12 protein-coding genes, 9 tRNA genes, 3 rRNA genes and 1 riboswitch are annotated in these 16,363 nt (G+C 44.8%); of the genes, 19 read left to right on the top strand and 5 right to left on the bottom strand.

From position 1 onward, the window contains the following. Nucleotides 1-19 precede the first annotated feature (19 nt). Genes MHB41_RS14100 through MHB41_RS14090 form a run of 3 tightly spaced genes read left to right on the top strand, consistent with a single transcriptional unit; the run spans nucleotide 20 to nucleotide 1,331 of the window. Nucleotides 20-232, top strand: coding sequence for a BhlA/UviB family holin-like peptide (locus MHB41_RS14100; protein ID WP_017367922.1), 213 nt, complete (start codon nucleotides 20-22; stop codon nucleotides 230-232). A 12-nt stretch (nucleotides 233-244) separates the two neighbouring features. Next, complete coding sequence (locus MHB41_RS14095; protein WP_061109986.1) at nucleotides 245-508, top strand: phage holin; 264 nt, start codon at nucleotides 245-247, stop codon at nucleotides 506-508. Nucleotides 509-527: 19 nt separating this feature from the next. Next, a complete protein-coding gene (locus MHB41_RS14090; RefSeq protein ID WP_061109985.1) occupies nucleotides 528-1,331 on the top strand; it encodes an N-acetylmuramoyl-L-alanine amidase in 804 nt (267 codons plus the stop codon). Nucleotides 1,332-1,668: 337 nt separating this feature from the next. Here MHB41_RS14090 and MHB41_RS14085 read toward each other — a convergent pair. Together MHB41_RS14085 and MHB41_RS14080 are read right to left on the bottom strand one after the other, a co-directional pair. Beyond that, nucleotides 1,669-1,741 (bottom strand) — tRNA-Ala (locus tag MHB41_RS14085). 72 nt (nucleotides 1,742-1,813) lie between these two features. Beyond that, nucleotides 1,814-2,371, bottom strand: coding sequence for a GbsR/MarR family transcriptional regulator (locus MHB41_RS14080; protein ID WP_061109984.1), 558 nt, complete (start codon nucleotides 2,369-2,371; stop codon nucleotides 1,814-1,816). Nucleotides 2,372-2,577: 206 nt separating this feature from the next. Between MHB41_RS14080 and betB the strand changes: the two genes are divergently transcribed. Then, nucleotides 2,578-4,047: a betaine-aldehyde dehydrogenase gene (betB, locus tag MHB41_RS14075; protein ID WP_061109983.1), complete on the top strand. Its 1,470-nt coding sequence runs from the start codon at nucleotides 2,578-2,580 to the stop codon at nucleotides 4,045-4,047. 20 nt (nucleotides 4,048-4,067) lie between these two features. Then, nucleotides 4,068-5,276: an iron-containing alcohol dehydrogenase gene (locus MHB41_RS14070; RefSeq protein WP_024425884.1), complete on the top strand. Its 1,209-nt coding sequence runs from the start codon at nucleotides 4,068-4,070 to the stop codon at nucleotides 5,274-5,276. 39 nt (nucleotides 5,277-5,315) lie between these two features. On the opposite strand, the gene MHB41_RS14065 is transcribed toward MHB41_RS14070, so the two are convergent. After that, nucleotides 5,316-5,795, bottom strand: a complete 480-nt coding sequence (locus tag MHB41_RS14065; RefSeq protein ID WP_024425883.1) for a DinB family protein — start codon at nucleotides 5,793-5,795, stop codon at nucleotides 5,316-5,318. Nucleotides 5,796-6,001: 206 nt separating this feature from the next. On the opposite strand from MHB41_RS14065, the gene MHB41_RS14060 reads away from it, so the two are divergent. From MHB41_RS14060 to MHB41_RS14050, 3 genes are all read left to right on the top strand, one after another. Further along, the gene (locus MHB41_RS14060; protein ID WP_034284306.1) at nucleotides 6,002-6,532 is read left to right on the top strand and encodes a hypothetical protein; all 531 of its coding nucleotides are present in this window, start codon (nucleotides 6,002-6,004) and stop codon (nucleotides 6,530-6,532) included. An 11-nt stretch (nucleotides 6,533-6,543) separates the two neighbouring features. Beyond that, nucleotides 6,544-8,091: a flotillin family protein gene (locus tag MHB41_RS14055; protein WP_034284308.1), complete on the top strand. Its 1,548-nt coding sequence runs from the start codon at nucleotides 6,544-6,546 to the stop codon at nucleotides 8,089-8,091. Nucleotides 8,092-8,233: 142 nt separating this feature from the next. After that, on the top strand, nucleotides 8,234-8,788 hold the full coding sequence (locus tag MHB41_RS14050; RefSeq protein WP_034284309.1) for a GNAT family N-acetyltransferase: 555 nt from the start codon (nucleotides 8,234-8,236) through the stop codon (nucleotides 8,786-8,788). Here the strand turns inward: MHB41_RS14050 and MHB41_RS14045 are convergent. Then, nucleotides 8,748-8,936, bottom strand: a complete 189-nt coding sequence (locus tag MHB41_RS14045; RefSeq protein ID WP_024423229.1) for a hypothetical protein — start codon at nucleotides 8,934-8,936, stop codon at nucleotides 8,748-8,750. The genes MHB41_RS14050 and MHB41_RS14045 overlap by 41 nt on opposite strands. Nucleotides 8,937-9,028: 92 nt before the next feature. Next, nucleotides 9,029-9,604 carry an energy-coupled thiamine transporter ThiT gene (gene thiT / locus MHB41_RS14040; RefSeq protein WP_034284310.1) on the bottom strand — a complete coding sequence of 192 codons (576 nt, stop codon included), beginning with the start codon at nucleotides 9,602-9,604 and terminating at the stop codon, nucleotides 9,029-9,031. A 98-nt stretch (nucleotides 9,605-9,702) separates the two neighbouring features. After that, nucleotides 9,703-9,804, bottom strand: a riboswitch (TPP riboswitch). Between the two features lie 435 nt (nucleotides 9,805-10,239). Between thiT and MHB41_RS14035 the strand changes: the two genes are divergently transcribed. From MHB41_RS14035 to MHB41_RS13985, 11 genes are all read left to right on the top strand, one after another. Continuing rightward, nucleotides 10,240-11,788 (top strand): 16S ribosomal RNA (locus MHB41_RS14035). A 182-nt stretch (nucleotides 11,789-11,970) separates the two neighbouring features. After that, a 23S ribosomal RNA gene (locus MHB41_RS14030) occupies nucleotides 11,971-14,901 on the top strand. Between the two features lie 61 nt (nucleotides 14,902-14,962). Further along, nucleotides 14,963-15,078, top strand: a 5S ribosomal RNA gene (gene rrf / locus MHB41_RS14025). Together the 16S, 23S and 5S rRNA genes form the textbook arrangement of a ribosomal RNA operon. A 519-nt stretch (nucleotides 15,079-15,597) precedes the next feature. Further along, a tRNA-Val gene (locus MHB41_RS14020) sits at nucleotides 15,598-15,673 on the top strand. A gap of 33 nt (nucleotides 15,674-15,706) precedes the next feature. After that, nucleotides 15,707-15,782 (top strand) — tRNA-Thr (locus MHB41_RS14015). Nucleotides 15,783-15,820: 38 nt separating this feature from the next. After that, nucleotides 15,821-15,896 (top strand) — tRNA-Lys (locus tag MHB41_RS14010). Between the two features lie 8 nt (nucleotides 15,897-15,904). Then, a tRNA-Leu gene (locus tag MHB41_RS14005) sits at nucleotides 15,905-15,987 on the top strand. Nucleotides 15,988-16,017: 30 nt separating this feature from the next. Continuing rightward, a tRNA-Gly gene (locus MHB41_RS14000) sits at nucleotides 16,018-16,089 on the top strand. A 12-nt stretch (nucleotides 16,090-16,101) separates the two neighbouring features. Next, nucleotides 16,102-16,187: transfer RNA gene (locus MHB41_RS13995), tRNA-Leu, on the top strand. Nucleotides 16,188-16,197: 10 nt separating this feature from the next. Next, nucleotides 16,198-16,274 (top strand) — tRNA-Arg (locus tag MHB41_RS13990). A gap of 7 nt (nucleotides 16,275-16,281) precedes the next feature. Continuing rightward, nucleotides 16,282-16,358, top strand: a tRNA-Pro gene (locus MHB41_RS13985). The last annotated feature ends 5 nt before the right edge of the window (nucleotides 16,359-16,363 follow it).

Here is a 16,363-nt window from a genome sequence, read left to right as displayed (position 1 = left end):
CGGAAAGAAGGTGATTCCAATGGAAGTAGATGTTGTTCAAAACTTAATGACCCAAGGCCCATTTGCCGTTCTCTTTTGCTGGATTCTGTTCTATGTTCTCAACACCACAAAGGAACGAGAAAACAAGCTCAATGAGCAAATCGAGGCGCAAAATGATGTGTTAGCAAAGTTTAGTGAGAAGTATGATGTCGTGATCGACAAGCTTGACAAAATTGAACGGAATTTAAAATAGGAGGTAAATAACATGAAAACATTCGACAAAGGCACTGTGATTCGCACAGTGCTTCTTTTTATTGCTCTGATCAATCAAGCGCTTGTCATGTTTGGACAGACGGTGCTGCCGATTAGTGAGGAACAAGTACAAACCGCAGGTGAGGCACTATATGTGGCAGGTTCTACAATTTTCACTATGGTCACAGCGGTAACAGCTTGGTATAAAAACAATTATGTGACCTACAAAGGCAAATTACAAAAAGATGCTCTGAAACAAAGAGGGCTAACAAAATAATACTTGAAGGAGAAACAACATGGTGAAAATCATTCAAGCATTGATCCCAAAACAACATCGCAACAGACCAGGAAACACGATGAAGCCGCTCTATATTACAGTGCATAATACGTCTAACAGTGCAAAAGGCGCTAATTCGGCCAGTCATGCAGCGTTTGTTGCACGTTCAAGTACCGGGGTGAGCTGGCATTACACCGTTGATGATCAGGTGATTTATCAGCATTTACCGTTAAACGAAAACGGCTGGCACGCAGGGGATGGCAGAGGCACCGGCAATATGAAATCAATTGGAATTGAAATTTGTGAAAATGCAGACGGCAATTTTGAACAAGCAGTCGAAAATGCCCAATGGCTCATTCGAAAGCTGATGGGAGATTTCGGAATTCCCTTATCAAATGTAGTGCCTCATAAACATTGGAGCGGGAAAGAGTGTCCAAGGAAACTTCTCGGACGATGGGATCAGTTTAAAGCTGGAATAGCCACAGCGTATACCGGCAGCAAAAGCACAAGAAAACCAGTTCAGACAGAAAGCTTGAACCATAAAGCACCCATTTCCAAAAAGAAATCGTCAAATCTGCCATCTGGCATTTTAAAAGTAACCAAGCCCTTAACAAAAGGCCCTCAAGTCACAGCTGTGCAAAAAGCCTTATCTTCTCTCTTTTTTTACCCAGACAAAGGGGCAAAAAATAACGGGATTGACGGCTATTATGGGCCAAAAACGGCGAATGCGGTCAAGCGGTTTCAGCTCATGAACGGCTTAGCTGCAGACGGAATTTATGGACCGAAGACGAAGAACAAAATCGAACAACTGCTGAAGAAGTAATGATTTGATAAAAAGAGCTATCAGCAAGTGAGGAAATGCTTCCTTGCTGATAGCTAACTAAAATTGACTTCATTTGTGATATAATCGGCCAAATCACTATTATGAAAAAAGAACTGCTCCAGATCATTATGCTGTCAGTGCTGCTCATCTATTTCATTTATCACGAAATGACGAGCGACTTCCCTGTGTCCTATACAATCATTCTCATCCTAACTTATCTTTCTGTGATCACATAACGCATTATAAAGTTATTAAGAAAAAACAAAGAACAAACAGAACTGTAAGAGATAGGTACATAAAAAAACCATCCTTGATTTTACAAGAATGGTTTTTCGTATGGAGCATAGCGGGATCGAACCGCTGACCTCTACGCTGCCAGCGTAGCGCTCTCCCAGCTGAGCTAATGCCCCGAGGTATGACGACATAATTTATTATAATCAATCCTCCTCTGAAATTCAAGCTGTAAAACGTAAACACATCGTCTATTTTTCTTTCTGTTCAATCGGAATATAGTCAAATATTTCACCAGAATGAACAGAATGGGCTAATCGTCTCAGCCAGTCATAATAGGCTTTTGAGCTTTCAAGCTGCTCAATGAGCTGCTGCGCTTCTTCTCTTACATGTTCCTCCAGCTGATCATCACGCGACACCTCTTGAAGCCGCTCTTGCGCTTCTTCGATTGCAGCTAAATTGACCTCGACCTCACGTTCCCATTTTTGCGGAAAGAAGTTCGTGAAAAACTTAAAAAAGTCTTTTTCCGCAACAAAGCTGTGTTTTCTTTGGCCACGGTGAAACGTCTTTTTGACAATATTCATGTCTTGCAGCTTTTTCACACCCGTGCTCATACTCGGCTTACTCATTTGCAGCTCTTCACGCATTTCATCCAGTGTCATTTCCTCATTTAAATACATCGTTCCATATAGAATACCTGCACTTCGTGTAATGCCATAGAGATCCATCGTTTCAGCTATGGAATCAATGACTAGATCTTTAGCAGCTAAAATACGATCTTCTGCTTGCGGTTTTTCCTGCTTTTTCATTTTGTCCCTGCTTTCTATTAAGAAAATTCAATCCGTTCAAAAAAATCTTTATGGACTATATGTTAACGAAAGAATACAAAATGTCAAAATAAATGAAGCATATCTCCCTTTGACAGAAAAATTTGAACATGATAAGTTAATTATGTTCAAAACGTTAAATTTTTATTTAACAAACTTACCAAAGAGAATCAGAGGAGGTCCCTTCTATGAGTCAAACACTATTTATAGACGGACAATGGGTTGGCGCTAAAAGTAGCGACACACGGGATATCATCAATCCGTTCAATCAAGAAGTGATCGCGACAGTCAGCGAAGGATCTAGAAATGACGCGCAGCTAGCCATTAAAGCAGCGAGAAAAGCCTTCGATCAAGGGGACTGGGCAAACCTGCCTGGACTTGAAAGAGGAAATATTGTGTTTAAGATAGCTGAATTGATTAGACGTGATCTTGATGAACTAGCCAAATTGGAATCGCTTGATACAGGCAAAACATTAGAGGAAAGCAAAGCAGATATGGACGATATTGCGAACGTGTTCCAATATTACGCAGGTCTGGCTGATAAAGATGGCGGGGAAATCATAGTATCGCCAATTCCAAACTCGAAAAGTGAATTAGTCAGAGAGCCTGTCGGTGTATGCGGACAAATCACTCCTTGGAACTATCCATTGCTTCAAGCAAGCTGGAAAATCGCTCCTGCACTTGCGGCGGGAAATACAATCGTTTTAAAGCCAAGTGAAATCACACCACTCACCACCATAAAAGTATTTAAACTCATGGAAGAAGCGGGCGTTCCAGCAGGCGTTGCAAACCTAGTGCTTGGACCTGGAGCAACCGTTGGAGATGAGCTTGCTGTGAATGATCAAGTAGATCTGATTTCATTTACAGGCGGTATTGAAACAGGTAAGAAAATTATGCAGGGAGCCAGCGTGAATGTGAAAAAAATAGCCCTTGAGCTCGGCGGAAAGAATCCGAATATTGTGTTTCAAGATGCTGATTTAGACGTAGCGGTTGACCAGGCGATGAATGCTGTATTTTTCCATGCAGGGCAAGTGTGTTCAGCAGGTTCACGTTTGCTGGTGGAAGAATCCATTCATGATGAATTTTTAGAAGAACTGGTGAAGCGTACGAAAAAAATCAAGCTAGGGAGCGGCTTTGATGAACACACCCAGAGCGGGCCGCTCATCTCAGCTGAGCATCGAGAAAAAGTAGAAAAATACGTGAGCATCGGTTTAGAAGAAGGCGCTAAGTTAGAGACAGGCGGAAAAAGACCTGACGCAGAGGAGCTGCAAAATGGGTTCTTCTACTTGCCGACCATTTTCTCAGGCTGCACGTCAGATATGCGGATTGTACAGGAAGAAGTCTTTGGACCTGTCCTGACAGTCGAATCCTTCCGTACAGAGGAAGAAGTCATCAAGCTGGCAAATGATACGATTTATGGATTAGCAGGAGCTGTGTGGTCTTCTGATATCAGCAAAGCCGAAAGAGTGGCTCGACAATTAAGATTGGGCACGGTTTGGATCAATGACTTCCATCCTTATTTCGCTCAAGCACCTTGGGGTGGCTACAAGCAATCAGGCATTGGGCGCGAATTAGGACGCACGGGACTTGAAGAATATACCGAACTGAAGCATTTATATCGAAATACAAAACCTGAAGCGGTTCATTGGTTTAAATAAGCATTTGGAGGAGATTCTTTATGACACTAAATATGAAAATTGAAAGCATGCAGAAATTCCATACATTTGAAATTCCAACTGTCATCAAACATGGCATTGGTGCAGTGAAACATGTTGGGGAAGAAGTAAAAGCATACGGCGTTTCAAAGGTATTGCTTGTAACAGACCCTGGTATTTATCAAGCCGGCGTGGTGGACCCAGTAATTGCTTCATTAAAAGAAGGACAAATCGATGTCGTTCTATTTGATAAAGTAGAGCCAAATCCGCCAGTCCGTCTAGTGAACGAAGGATCTGCTTTATATGAAAAAGAAGGCTGTAATGGATTAGTCGCAGTAGGCGGCGGCAGTTCAATGGATACAGCAAAGGCAATCGGAGTAGAGGCGACTCATGAAGGCTCAGTCCTTGATTACGAAGCGGCAGAGGGAAAAAAACCGCTAGAAAACAGAATCCCTCCTTTAACCACTATTCCGACAACAGCTGGTACAGGTTCAGAGGTAACGCAGTGGGCGGTCATTACTGATGAAGAAAGAGAATTCAAATTCAATACTGGTGGACCTCTCATTGCAGCTCATCTAACAGTCATTGATCCAGAGCTTCATGTGTCCATGCCGCCTCATGTGACAGCAATGACTGGAATTGACGCGCTTGCTCACGCGATTGAATGCTATACGATGAAATTTGCTCAGCCGATTACAGATGCGGTAGCGCTCATGGCAATTGAATATGCAGCTCATTATATTCGCCGTGCCTTTGCTGATGGCGAGGACTTAGAAGCAAGATATGGAATGGCACAAGCTGCGATGCTTGCCGGGCTTTCTTATGGAAGTGAATCAGCTGGAGCTGCACATGCGATGAGTCAAACACTCGGAGGTATTATTCCTGTCGCTCACGGTCAGTGTGTTGCAGCGATGATGGGACCAGTGATGGAGTATAACTGGAAAGGGTATCCGGAAAAATTCGCTCGAATTGCGCAAGCGTTTGGGATTGATACAAGCAGAATGACAACAGAGGAAGCAGCCAAAGCAGCTGTGAACTGGATGTATGATTTAGTAGAGGATTTAGAAGTTCCTTCATTAGAAGAACAAGGTGTATCAAAAGATATGATTGATCGTTTATCTAAAGAAGCAATGAAAGATCCGCAAACAGTTGGAAACCCAAGAGATTTAAACGAAAAAGCGTACAAATGGATTTATGCTCGCTGCTTTGAGTTAACACCTAAAACGGTGTAACAATGAAAAAAGGCTCCCAAAAGGGAGTCTTTTTTATGCCTATAGTTGTTCTTTAATTTCTTTGATTTGATGAATATGGCGTTTTTCGTGTGCGCCGATAAAATCAAGGTATTGCTTAAGGGATAGCTCTTTAAACACAGGATGTGCAATGACGCGTTTGAAATCTTCCTCAGTAAATGTGGATAAAATTTGATTGAGCTGCTCACGTGCAGTATCGAGCTCATCCTTTAAATGTGTAGGTGTTACATGCTTGCGTTCAGGCTCAACAATACTAGGCGCAGTGGCTTTTTTCGAACGGTCCTCTGCCATTTCTACCGGCTTTGGTTCATATTCTTTAATCGGTGCTTTTTTACCCTCAGCAGCTAGATGTTTTGCTGCAACTAGGTCCATTTTCTTTAAATGATCTGCTACCTCTTGAATACTCCAAGTATCATCAGATAATTTTTGGTTCAATTGTTCTTCGCTCAAACCTTGCAGCTCGTGCCACAATTCTTGTCTCGCTTCATGTAATATACTCATTTTCTCATCACCTCAAGATCAAATTTTAACATAATGGTACATGACAATCATTCTTGAGCTATCCGAAAATCCCTTTGAAGAATTGTGATGAAATATGAAACCTTTACAAAAGTGGTTCGTATTACCTGTTAGAAGGAATACATTGGAGGTGGGTGTGGTCTAAATGAAACAAAAGATGTTCATTTCATGAAGAAAGGATGAGGAAGATGGATGTGTTCGGGCTGCCTCTTCAGACGCTGTATTTATACATATTAATGATATCAGGAATCCTGACACTTGTTTTCGTCTTTTTCGGCGATGTATTTGATGGATTATTTGAAGCGATCCCTGTTCCATTCCTTCAACCAACATTGATCCTCGCATTTCTTACCTTTTTCTCAGCTGGAGGGTTTATCTCTGAAAAAACAGCAATTGTAGGAAGTGGACTTGGCGCAGTATTATCTGCCATCCTCGCAGTGATTCTTGTGACCTGTTTAAATGTATTTGTATTAGTCCCGCTTTCCTCTGCTGAAGAATCTCTCTCTTATACGGAGGCCGATTTAAAAGGAAGAACTGGGGAGATCATTGTATCTGTTCCAAAAGACGGATTTGGAGAAGTGCTGTTAATCAGTAATAGCGGGAAAATCTCAAAGCCAGCTGTCAGTTTCGACCAAGAGGAGATTCCATATGGAACCCGTGTGCTAGTTGTCGAAGTGAACAAAGGCGTCTTATCTGTTATACCAAATGAAGAAATCTAGGAGGGAATGCTATGCCAGGAACAACTATTTTAGTGATCATTGGAATTGTGCTTGTGATTCTTATTGCACTTATTGGTGTATTTGTTTCTAAATACCGGACAGCAGGTCCAGATGAAGCATTAATTGTTACAGGAAGTTACCTAGGAAGTAAAAATGTCCACGTGGATGAAGGTGGAAACAAGATTAAGATTGTAAGAGGCGGCGGTACCTTTGTACTTCCAGTCTTTCAACAAGCAGAGCCGCTCAGCTTACTATCTAGCAAGCTAGATGTTTCAACACCTGAAGTCTATACCGAACAAGGTGTACCAGTCATGGCGGATGGAACGGCCATCATAAAAATTGGCGGATCGATTGAAGAAATCGCGACTGCTGCAGAGCAATTTTTAGGGAAAACAAAAGAAGACCGCGAAAACGAAGCGAGAGAAGTATTAGAAGGTCACCTTCGTTCCATCTTAGGATCAATGACAGTTGAAGAGATTTATAAAAACAGAGAGAAATTTTCTCAAGAAGTACAACGTGTCGCTTCTCAAGATTTAGCGAAAATGGGTCTTGTCATTGTATCGTTTACGATTAAAGATGTTCGTGATAAAAATGGCTATTTAGAATCTCTAGGTAAACCAAGAATTGCCCAAGTAAAACGCGATGCAGATATTGCAACAGCTGAAGCAGATAAAGAAACACGTATCAAACGTGCCGAAGCAGATAAAGATGCGAAGAAATCTGAGCTTGAGCGTGCTACTGAAATCGCTGAAGCAGAAAAGATCAATGAGCTGAAAAGAGCAGAATTTAGACGTGAACAGGATACGGCGAAAGCAAGTGCTGACCAAGCGTACGATCTAGAAACAGCTCGTAACCGTCAGCACGTAACTGAACAAGAAATGCAAGTCAAAATCATTGAGCGTCAGAAACAAATTGAATTAGAAGAAAAAGAGATTCAGCGTCGTGAACGTCAATACGATTCTGAAGTGAAAAAGAAAGCAGATGCGGACCGTTATGCTGTTGAGCAGTCGGCTGCTGCGGAAAAAGCGAAACGCCTTGCTGAAGCAGATGCGAAGAAATACAGCATTGAAGCAATGGCCAAAGCAGAAGCTGAGAAAGTTCGTATTGACGGACTTGCCAAAGCGGAAGCGGATCGTGCAAAAGGGGAAACAGAAGCGGAAGTCATTAGACTAAAAGGACTTGCAGAAGCGGAAGCGAAAGAGAAAATCGCTGAAGCATTCGAACAGTATGGTCAGGCAGCGATCCTTGATATGATTGTGAAAATGCTGCCTGAATATGCGAAGCAAGTATCTGCACCACTTTCTAACATTGATAAAATTACTGTTGTGGATACGGGCGGTAACGGGGAAGGCAGCGGTGCCAATAAAGTTACAGGCTATGCCACAAACCTCATGTCCAGTCTGCAAGAAAGCCTGAAAGCATCCTCTGGAATAGATGTGAAAGAAATTATTGAGAACTTTTCTGGCAAAGGCAATGTGAAGCAAAGTATTCAAGAGCTGACAAACGAAATCAAACAGCCAAGAAAAAAAGAGATCGCTGATACTCAAATAGAAGAATAAAATCAATAGACACCTTCCAGCAGAAGGTGTCTATTTTTTATAGAAGAAGTTTTAACCATTGAAATACAGACCATTGAATTCTACGTAATAGGAATTTATGATAATGAAGATAGGGTGTAAAAAACTAAAAGGAGTGGTGCGGATGAAGGTGAGACATGCTGTACATCAAGATATTCCTAAAATCGCCGAAATACATGTGAAGAGCTGGCAAACGACTTATCAAGGCATTATTAATCAGGATTATTTGGATGGTTTAAATATAAAAGATCGGAAAGAGAGCTGGAGAAAAAGATCGCTTGAAGGCACGTTTGTCGCAGAAGATGCGGATGGCGTATTTGGTTTTGCTTCTTTCGGAAAACAACGTGACGAACGTTATTCTACATATGATGGAGAGCTGTATGCCATCTATTTATTACAACAGAAACAGAAATCAGGTGCGGGTATTGCTTTAATTGCTAAAGGTGTCGATTATTTAATAGAAAAAGGGTATCAGAGGTTGATGCTATGGGTGTTTGAGCAAAATTCGGCAAAACAATTTTATCAAAAACTTCAACCTAGTTTTGTCGTTACCAGCCAGTTCGAGCTGGCTGGCGAGAACCATAATGAAATAGGGTATGGATGGGAGCTGTCTATATTGAATAACCATGTACAGCGGATTAAATCGTCAGCTTCCAGTAATAATGAGAGAAAAAAGTGAAGAGCACAGCAAGCAGCATGTAAGAAATAAACGGTGAAGCTTCTACTTTTCCTTTCACGCCTGCTATTTTTAAAGCTTCATAGAAACCTGCCAAAAAATAAGCAAGACTGAGAATATAGCAGCACAGCATAATGGAGTAAGGGCTCATTGTCGTACCTCCAGCATGAAATCTTCTATTATTAATAGATTCCATAGAGCAGCAAATTATGCATAAAAAAATAACCAGCTGAAATCAGCCGGTTATTTTTGATGAGGAAAAACCAAACGAGATGCACTTGGGATGAGTATACAAAGAACGATACTGCAAATAATAAATGAAGGAACCATATATGTGCTGTTATAAATTAAAGAGTAGACCCATCCTGGTGTTCCTTTCGGTGCATATTGAGAGAAGAAAACGACGCCAGAAATAAAGAACGTCAGCAGCCTGAATAAACTAGCAACAAAAACAGCTAAGGTAATATAGAAGAATTGCTGTTTTCGCTTTTGATCCTGAATGGCTTTTTTGATCAGTCCAGAAAACAGGCCGCTTAAAGAAATGACAACAGATGCAACGAAGTAATCGAGGAATCCTTGAACAGGTGTAGCGATGATCGGGCTATTCATCAGCTGAAGACCTGCGATTAACACACCGATGATAAATCCGGTAGATATTCCCCATCTAATAGACATGAGAATAACGGGAATCATAATCAGCGCAAGAGAACCGCCATTGGGCATTCTTAAAAAGAGACCTGATAAGTAATCTAATACAAGTGCAAGTGAAGTCATAATCGCGATTTCCATCAGTCGTACCAATTGATTTGATTGCTGCATAAAAAAATCTCCTTTTTCATGAATTGAGCAAGGAGAGACCGTGTAAGGATGAGTATGTTATTCATAGAAAAACATATCGATTTGAATACACCGTATGTATTCAAGTGATTCCACATTCCTACTTCAGTATTAACTGACAGGTTCAAAGGGTCAGAACAACGAATGTTCACTCTCAGCACAAAGCTCCCCCTGCGGTTATTTAGTTTCAATCTATTATAAATATACTAAAGACCTGCAGGATCAACAATAGACAATTCCCGAGATAAGCAGCATTTGTATCAATATATAGGAAGAGATAAGGAAAAATAAATTATTTAGAAAAAATACTTGTTTCTTCTTTCAAAAGGTGTTATATTTGTATTCGCCGCTGAAACAGCGCGGTTGATAAATAACATTAAGAAAAAAGTTGTTGACTTTATCTTAATAGAATGTTATATTAATAAAGTCGCCTCTGAGAGACGACGAAGATGATCTTTGAAAACTAAACAAGACAAAACGTACCTGTTAATTCGAGTTTTTATAAAAAAATCCTATGAAACATCATAGGTAGTCAGTCAAACTGGCGAGGCAGGAAATGATCACATGCTAAGTTCGCTACATCGTGTAGCAACGCATGTGTGATATGCATCCTGCATACCTCGGAGAGTTTGATCCTGGCTCAGGACGAACGCTGGCGGCGTGCCTAATACATGCAAGTCGAGCGGACAGAAGGGAGCTTGCTCCCGGATGTTAGCGGCGGACGGGTGAGTAACACGTGGGTAACCTGCCTGTAAGACTGGGATAACTCCGGGAAACCGGAGCTAATACCGGATAGTTCCTTGAACCGCATGGTTCAAGGATGAAAGACGGTTTCGGCTGTCACTTACAGATGGACCCGCGGCGCATTAGCTAGTTGGTGGGGTAATGGCTCACCAAGGCGACGATGCGTAGCCGACCTGAGAGGGTGATCGGCCACACTGGGACTGAGACACGGCCCAGACTCCTACGGGAGGCAGCAGTAGGGAATCTTCCGCAATGGACGAAAGTCTGACGGAGCAACGCCGCGTGAGTGATGAAGGTTTTCGGATCGTAAAGCTCTGTTGTTAGGGAAGAACAAGTGCGAGAGTAACTGCTCGCACCTTGACGGTACCTAACCAGAAAGCCACGGCTAACTACGTGCCAGCAGCCGCGGTAATACGTAGGTGGCAAGCGTTGTCCGGAATTATTGGGCGTAAAGGGCTCGCAGGCGGTTTCTTAAGTCTGATGTGAAAGCCCCCGGCTCAACCGGGGAGGGTCATTGGAAACTGGGAAACTTGAGTGCAGAAGAGGAGAGTGGAATTCCACGTGTAGCGGTGAAATGCGTAGAGATGTGGAGGAACACCAGTGGCGAAGGCGACTCTCTGGTCTGTAACTGACGCTGAGGAGCGAAAGCGTGGGGAGCGAACAGGATTAGATACCCTGGTAGTCCACGCCGTAAACGATGAGTGCTAAGTGTTAGGGGGTTTCCGCCCCTTAGTGCTGCAGCTAACGCATTAAGCACTCCGCCTGGGGAGTACGGTCGCAAGACTGAAACTCAAAGGAATTGACGGGGGCCCGCACAAGCGGTGGAGCATGTGGTTTAATTCGAAGCAACGCGAAGAACCTTACCAGGTCTTGACATCCTCTGACAACCCTAGAGATAGGGCTTTCCCTTCGGGGACAGAGTGACAGGTGGTGCATGGTTGTCGTCAGCTCGTGTCGTGAGATGTTGGGTTAAGTCCCGCAACGAGCGCAACCCTTGATCTTAGTTGCCAGCATTCAGTTGGGCACTCTAAGGTGACTGCCGGTGACAAACCGGAGGAAGGTGGGGATGACGTCAAATCATCATGCCCCTTATGACCTGGGCTACACACGTGCTACAATGGACAGAACAAAGGGCTGCAAGACCGCAAGGTTTAGCCAATCCCATAAATCTGTTCTCAGTTCGGATCGCAGTCTGCAACTCGACTGCGTGAAGCTGGAATCGCTAGTAATCGCGGATCAGCATGCCGCGGTGAATACGTTCCCGGGCCTTGTACACACCGCCCGTCACACCACGAGAGTTTGCAACACCCGAAGTCGGTGAGGTAACCTTTATGGAGCCAGCCGCCGAAGGTGGGGCAGATGATTGGGGTGAAGTCGTAACAAGGTAGCCGTATCGGAAGGTGCGGCTGGATCACCTCCTTTCTAAGGATATATGGAGCAGCGTACGTTTTCGTCTTGTTTAGTTTTGAAGGATCATTCCTTCAAAACATGTCTCTAGCGAGACAGGATTGTTCTTTGAAAACTAGATAACAATAAGTAATACATTCACATTGAATGCAATGCAAAGTTCATCACACATAGTGATTCTTTCTAAAGTAAGAAATGGTTAAGTTAGAAAGGGCGCACGGTGGATGCCTTGGCACTAGGAGCCGATGAAGGACGGGACGAACACCGATATGCTTCGGGGAGCTGTAAGCAAGCTTTGATCCGGAGATTTCCGAATGGGGAAACCCACTGCTCGTAATGGAGTAGTATCCATACTTGAATACATAGAGTATGAGAAGGCATACCCGGGGAACTGAAACATCTAAGTACCCGGAGGAAGAGAAAGCAAATGCGATTCCCTGAGTAGCGGCGAGCGAAACGGGAACAGCCCAAACCAAGAGGCTTGCCTCTTGGGGTTGTAGGACACTCTATACGGAGTTACAAAGGAATGATATAAGCGAAGAGGTCTGGAAAGGCCCGCCAAAGAAGGTAACAGCCCTGTAACTGAAATGTCGTTCTCTCCAGAGTGGATCCTGAGTACGGCGGAACACGTGAAATTCCGTCGGAATCCGGGAGGACCATCTCCCAAGGCTAAATACTCCCTAGTGACCGATAGTGAACCAGTACCGTGAGGGAAAGGTGAAAAGCACCCCGGAAGGGGAGTGAAATAGATCCTGAAACCGTGTGCCTACAAGTAGTCAGAGCCCGTTAACGGGTGATGGCGTGCCTTTTGTAGAATGAACCGGCGAGTTACGATCCCGTGCAAGGTTAAGCAGAAGATGCGGAGCCGCAGCGAAAGCGAGTCTGAATAGGGCGCATGAGTACGTGGTCGTAGACCCGAAACCAGGTGATCTACCCATGTCCAGGGTGAAGTTCAGGTAACACTGAATGGAGGCCCGAACCCACGCACGTTGAAAAGTGCGGGGATGAGGTGTGGGTAGGGGTGAAATGCCAATCGAACCTGGAGATAGCTGGTTCTCTCCGAAATAGCTTTAGGGCTAGCCTCAAGGTAAGAGTCTCGGAGGTAGAGCACTGATTGGACTAGGGGCCCCTACCGGGTTACCGAATTCAGTCAAACTCCGAATGCCGATGACTTATCCTTGGGAGTCAGACTGCGAGTGATAAGATCCGTAGTCGAAAGGGAAACAGCCCAGACCGCCAGCTAAGGTCCCAAAGTATACGTTAAGTGGAAAAGGATGTGGAGTTGCTTAGACAACCAGGATGTTGGCTTAGAAGCAGCCACCATTTAAAGAGTGCGTAATAGCTCACTGGTCGAGTGACTCTGCGCCGAAAATGTACCGGGGCTAAACGTATCACCGAAGCTGCGGACTGTTCTTACGAACAGTGGTAGGAGAGCGTTCTAAGGGCTGTGAAGCCAGACCGGAAGGACTGGTGGAGCGCTTAGAAGTGAGAATGCCGGTATGAGTAGCGAAAGACGGGTGAGAATCCCGTCCACCGAATGCCTAAGGTTTCCTGAGGAAGGCTCGTCCGCTCAGGGTTAGTCGGGACCTAAGCCGAGGCCGAAAGGCGTAGGCGATGGACAACAGGTTGATATTCCTGTACCACCTCCTCACCATTTGAGCAATGGGGGGACGCAGGAGGATAGGGTAAGCGCGGTATTGGATATCCGCGTCCAAGCAGTTAGGCTGGGAAATAGGCAAATCCGTTTCCCGTAAAGGCTGAGCTGTGATGGCGAGCGAAATTTAGTAGCGAAGTTCCTGATTCCACACTGCCAAGAAAAGCCTCTAGCGAGGTGAGAGGTGCCCGTACCGCAAACCGACACAGGTAGGCGAGGAGAGAATCCTAAGGTGATCGAGAGAACTCTCGTTAAGGAACTCGGCAAAATGACCCCGTAACTTCGGGAGAAGGGGTGCTTCTTAGGGTGTTAAAGCCCCGAGAAGCCGCAGTGAATAGGCCCAGGCGACTGTTTAGCAAAAACACAGGTCTCTGCGAAGCCGTAAGGCGAAGTATAGGGGCTGACGCCTGCCCGGTGCTGGAAGGTTAAGAGGAGCGCTTAGCGTAAGCGAAGGTGCGAATTGAAGCCCCAGTAAACGGCGGCCGTAACTATAACGGTCCTAAGGTAGCGAAATTCCTTGTCGGGTAAGTTCCGACCCGCACGAAAGGCGCAACGATCTGGGCACTGTCTCAACGAGAGACTCGGTGAAATTATAGTACCTGTGAAGATGCAGGTTACCCGCGACAGGACGGAAAGACCCCGTGGAGCTTTACTGCAGCCTGATATTGAATGTTGGTACAGCTTGTACAGGATAGGTAGGAGCCTTGGAAACCGGAGCGCTAGCTTCGGTGGAGGCATCGGTGGGATACTACCCTGGCTGTATTGACCTTCTAACCCGCTGCCCTTATCGGGCAGGGAGACAGTGTCAGGTGGGCAGTTTGACTGGGGCGGTCGCCTCCTAAAATGTAACGGAGGCGCCCAAAGGTTCCCTCAGAATGGTTGGAAATCATTCGCAGAGTGTAAAGGCACAAGGGAGCTTGACTGCGAGACCTACAAGTCGAGCAGGGACGAAAGTCGGGCTTAGTGATCCGGTGGTTCCGCATGGAAGGGCCATCGCTCAACGGATAAAAGCTACCCCGGGGATAACAGGCTTATCTCCCCCAAGAGTCCACATCGACGGGGAGGTTTGGCACCTCGATGTCGGCTCATCGCATCCTGGGGCTGTAGTCGGTCCCAAGGGTTGGGCTGTTCGCCCATTAAAGCGGTACGCGAGCTGGGTTCAGAACGTCGTGAGACAGTTCGGTCCCTATCCGTCGCGGGCGCAGGAAATTTGAGAGGAGCTGTCCTTAGTACGAGAGGACCGGGATGGACGCACCGCTGGTGTACCAGTTGTTCTGCCAAGGGCATCGCTGGGTAGCTATGTGCGGACGGGATAAGTGCTGAAAGCATCTAAGCATGAAGCCCCCCTCAAGATGAGATTTCCCATTCCGCAAGGAAGTAAGATCCCTGAAAGATGATCAGGTTGATAGGTCTGAGGTGGAAGCGTGGTGACACGTGGAGCTGACAGATACTAATAGATCGAGGACTTAACCTATATTCTAATGTGAAGCATGAACATTGTTATCTAGTTTTGAGAGAACATTCTCTCCATCAGGTTTGGTGGCGATAGCGAAGAGGTCACACCCGTTCCCATACCGAACACGGAAGTTAAGCTCTTCAGCGCCGATGGTAGTTGGGGGTTTCCCCCTGTGAGAGTAGGACGCCGCCAAGCTTCTATTAGGATCAGTTCCAGTCGGAACTGGTCTTTTTTGTGCAAGTTGAGGGTACATACATTCACTTGTTTGATAAAAGATCGTGGCTTCATTTTATGTCCACAAGCAGCGTGTAAAATACTTGGATATAAAGAGAAAATGAGCCTATCGCATAAAACATATCTATAAAAAAACAATAGAGAGACAGAGTATCAGCTTATATAGGGAAATTAAAGATGTGTAAGCCACTATGATTTTTATAAATGCTTACGGCTAAAGAGATACATATATCATTAAAGTATAAAAATGAGGGACTGCTAATATTTCTGAAGGAATCGAACGTTTTAAAAGAGAATATAGAAGAGAGAAGTTCAGCTGCTGAACGTGGAACAGCAGCTGTTTGAATAGGAGAAATGACGATCATTTGTTAAAAGAAATACGCAATGAAAATTGAAATAAAATTTTTTTAATATAGCCTTTACAAATGATTAAAACCTGTATATAATAATCTTTGTCGGATCGAGAGATTCCTACATAGTGGAGGATTAGCTCAGCTGGGAGAGCATCTGCCTTACAAGCAGAGGGTCGGCGGTTCGAGCCCGTCATCCTCCACCATATTTATTCTTACATAATGTTAGGATAGATAAAGCCGGTGTAGCTCAACTGGTAGAGCAACTGACTTGTAATCAGTAGGTTGGGGGTTCAAGTCCTCTTGCCGGCACCACTTTCATATGGTAAGATAGACAAGTCGCTTTTTGAAGCGAGCCATTAGCTCAGTTGGTAGAGCATCTGACTTTTAATCAGAGGGTCGAAGGTTCGAGTCCTTCATGGCTCACCATGTTTCATGCGGGTGTGGCGGAATTGGCAGACGCGCTAGACTTAGGATCTAGTGTCTTTATGACGTGGGGGTTCAAGTCCCTTCACCCGCATTGCCAAATAAAATAAAGAAATCCTGTAATGCGGAAGTAGTTCAGTGGTAGAACACCACCTTGCCAAGGTGGGGGTCGCGGGTTCGAATCCCGTCTTCCGCTTATACCATCCACGCCGGGGTGGTGGAATTGGCAGACACACAGGACTTAAAATCCTGCGGTAGGTGACTACCGTGCCGGTTCAAGTCCGGCCCTCGGCATTATAAATAAGCGCCCGTAGCTCAATTGGATAGAGCGTTTGACTACGGATCAAAAGGTTAGGGGTTCGACTCCTCTCGGGCGCGCCATTAAGATCGGGAAGTAGCTCAGCTTGGTAGAGCACTTGGTTTGGGACCAAGGGGTCGCAGGTTCGAATCCTGTCTTCCCGACCATCTTT

This window comes from Bacillus sp. FSL H7-0578, from assembly GCF_038630855.1.
Classification (GTDB): domain Bacteria; phylum Bacillota; class Bacilli; order Bacillales; family Bacillaceae; genus Bacillus; species Bacillus safensis.
This window is presented reverse-complemented; position numbering and strand designations above follow the sequence as displayed.

What these genes read in the sequence shown, in the direction of transcription:
- MHB41_RS14100 (WP_017367922.1), top strand. Translation starts at nt 20, where the DNA reads ATGGAAGTAGATGTTGTTCAAAACTTAATGACCCAAGGCCCATTTGCC.
- MHB41_RS14095 (WP_061109986.1), top strand. Translation starts at nt 245, where the DNA reads ATGAAAACATTCGACAAAGGCACTGTGATTCGCACAGTGCTTCTTTTT.
- MHB41_RS14090 (WP_061109985.1), top strand. Translation starts at nt 528, where the DNA reads ATGGTGAAAATCATTCAAGCATTGATCCCAAAACAACATCGCAACAGA.
- MHB41_RS14080 (WP_061109984.1), bottom strand. Translation starts at nt 2,371, where the DNA reads ATGAAAAAGCAGGAAAAACCGCAAGCAGAAGATCGTATTTTAGCTGCT.
- betB (WP_061109983.1), top strand. Translation starts at nt 2,578, where the DNA reads ATGAGTCAAACACTATTTATAGACGGACAATGGGTTGGCGCTAAAAGT.
- MHB41_RS14070 (WP_024425884.1), top strand. Translation starts at nt 4,068, where the DNA reads ATGACACTAAATATGAAAATTGAAAGCATGCAGAAATTCCATACATTT.
- MHB41_RS14065 (WP_024425883.1), bottom strand. Translation starts at nt 5,795, where the DNA reads ATGAGTATATTACATGAAGCGAGACAAGAATTGTGGCACGAGCTGCAA.
- MHB41_RS14060 (WP_034284306.1), top strand. Translation starts at nt 6,002, where the DNA reads ATGGATGTGTTCGGGCTGCCTCTTCAGACGCTGTATTTATACATATTA.
- MHB41_RS14055 (WP_034284308.1), top strand. Translation starts at nt 6,544, where the DNA reads ATGCCAGGAACAACTATTTTAGTGATCATTGGAATTGTGCTTGTGATT.
- MHB41_RS14050 (WP_034284309.1), top strand. Translation starts at nt 8,234, where the DNA reads ATGAAGGTGAGACATGCTGTACATCAAGATATTCCTAAAATCGCCGAA.
- MHB41_RS14045 (WP_024423229.1), bottom strand. Translation starts at nt 8,936, where the DNA reads ATGAGCCCTTACTCCATTATGCTGTGCTGCTATATTCTCAGTCTTGCT.
- thiT (WP_034284310.1), bottom strand. Translation starts at nt 9,604, where the DNA reads ATGCAGCAATCAAATCAATTGGTACGACTGATGGAAATCGCGATTATG.